Below are 1962 nucleotides of genomic sequence, written 5' to 3' on the forward strand. Positions count from 1 at the left end.
AGCAGATATCCGTCGACGAGGCGGCCTGCGAAACGCACGCGCACGCGCACGCCGGGCTGCGCGATCTCGTCCAGTTCAGCAGGGACGAGGTAGTCGAAGTCGCGGTCGAGGTGGGCAGGCGAAAGCAGCGGGAGCACCCTCGCGATGGGGTGTCCCGCTGCTGTCGATGTTTCGCCCGCTGACACGCGGTCCGTGGGTATTACAGGCCGACGGCCGCGCGCAGCTTGTCGGCGCGGTCCGTGTGCTCCCAGGGCAGGTCGACATCGGTGCGGCCGAAGTGCCCGTAGGCGGCGGTCGGCGCGTAGATCGGGCGCAGCAGGTCGAGATCGCGGATGATCGCGCCCGGACGCAGGTCGAAGACCTCGGAGATGGCGGTGGAGATGCGGGTCGGGTCGACCTTCTCGGTGCCGAAGGTCTCGACGAACAGACCGACCGGGGCCGACTTGCCGATCGCGTACGCGACCTGCACCTCGACACGGTCCGCCAGACCGGCGGCCACGACGTTCTTGGCGACCCAGCGCATGGCGTAGGCGGCCGAGCGGTCGACCTTCGACGGATCCTTGCCGGAGAACGCGCCGCCACCGTGGCGGGCCATGCCGCCGTAGGTGTCGACGATGATCTTGCGGCCGGTCAGGCCCGCGTCACCCATCGGGCCGCCGAGGACGAACTTGCCGGTGGGGTTCACCAGCAGGCGGATGTCGGAGGTGTCGAGGCTGGGCAGGTTCAGGTCGCCGATGACGGCGTCGACGACCTTCTCGCGGATATCGGGTGCCAGGAGGTTGTCCAGGTCGATATCGGCGGCGTGCTGGGTGGAGATGACCACCGTGTCGAGGCGAACCGGGCGGTCGCCGTCGTATTCGATGGTGACCTGGGTCTTGCCGTCGGGACGCAGATAGGGCAGCACGCCCGACTTGCGGACCTCGGTGAGCTTGCGCGAGAGCCGGTGCGCGAGCGCGATCGGCAGCGGCATCAGCTCGGGCGTGTCGGTCGTTGCGTAGCCGAACATCAGGCCCTGGTCGCCGGCGCCCTGGCGCTCGATCGCGTCGTCGGAACCGCCGACGCGCGCCTCGTGCGAGGTGTCGACACCCTGGGCGATATCGGGCGACTGGGCACCGATCGCGATGTTGACTCCGCAGGAGTTGCCGTCGAATCCCTTTGCGGAGGAGTCGTATCCGATCTCGAGGACCTTCTCGCGCACGATCCGCGGAATGTCTGCGTAAGCGGAGGTGGTGACCTCGCCCGCGACATGGACCTGCCCGGTGGTGACCATGGTTTCCACCGCGACCCGGCTGCTCGGGTCCTCCGCGAGCAAGGCGTCGAGGATGGAATCGCTGATCGCGTCACAGATCTTGTCCGGATGCCCCTCGGTCACGGACTCACTGGTGAAAAGCCGACTGCCTGTCGTACGCACAGTTATTCCCTCTCCCTCAACGGGTTACTCGTTCGGCTTGTGACGGTAACTTCTCGGTGTTACCGCGCAACCCTTCTCATCAAGACTATTCCAAACCACCGACATGGTGGCGAGTAAGTACCAAGCCACGCCGCGAACACCCGCACGGGCGGTAGACTGCACGACCCGCGTTGCCGCGCAACCGTTTTCGCGCGAAATCAACGCGAACTCCCCGGTCAGCGCAGCAGCGGAACCAGCGCGTCGAGCACCCGGCTGGCCAGCAGCGCCTTCGAACCGTGATCGAGAGCAGCCTCGGTGCCGTCGGCACCGAGCAACCAGCCGTCGTTGGTGTCGACCTCGAACGCCTTGCCCTCGCCGACCGCGTTGACCACGAGCAGATCGCAGCCCTTGCGGGCCAGTTTCGCGCGGGCGTGGGTGAGCACGTCACCGTTGTCGTCACCGGTCTCGGCGGCGAAGCCCACGATCGCGGTACCGGCGAGCCGTCCCTCGGTGCGGGCGTCGACCAAGCCGGCGAGGATGTCCTCGTTCTTGGTCAGCGGGATCACATCGGG

General features: G+C 67.3%; 3 protein-coding genes. All 3 read right to left on the bottom strand.

All coding sequences use genetic code 11. The features are described 5' to 3' along the window. The coding region (locus ACFWF3_RS15725; protein ID WP_379314225.1) for a hypothetical protein at positions 1 to 185 on the bottom strand (185 nt) is incomplete at its 3' end. A 14-nt stretch (positions 186 to 199) separates the two neighbouring features. Then, on the bottom strand, positions 200 to 1411 hold the full coding sequence (metK, locus tag ACFWF3_RS15730) for a methionine adenosyltransferase (protein ID WP_101467096.1): 1212 nt from the start codon (positions 1409 to 1411) through the stop codon (positions 200 to 202). A 215-nt stretch (positions 1412 to 1626) separates the two neighbouring features. Next, positions 1627 to 1962 (bottom strand): phosphopantothenoylcysteine decarboxylase (locus tag ACFWF3_RS15735; RefSeq protein ID WP_379314226.1); only part of this gene is annotated, 336 nt, incomplete at its 5' end.

This window comes from Nocardia sp. NPDC060220 (assembly GCF_042727815.1).
Lineage (GTDB): Bacteria > Actinomycetota > Actinomycetes > Mycobacteriales > Mycobacteriaceae > Nocardia.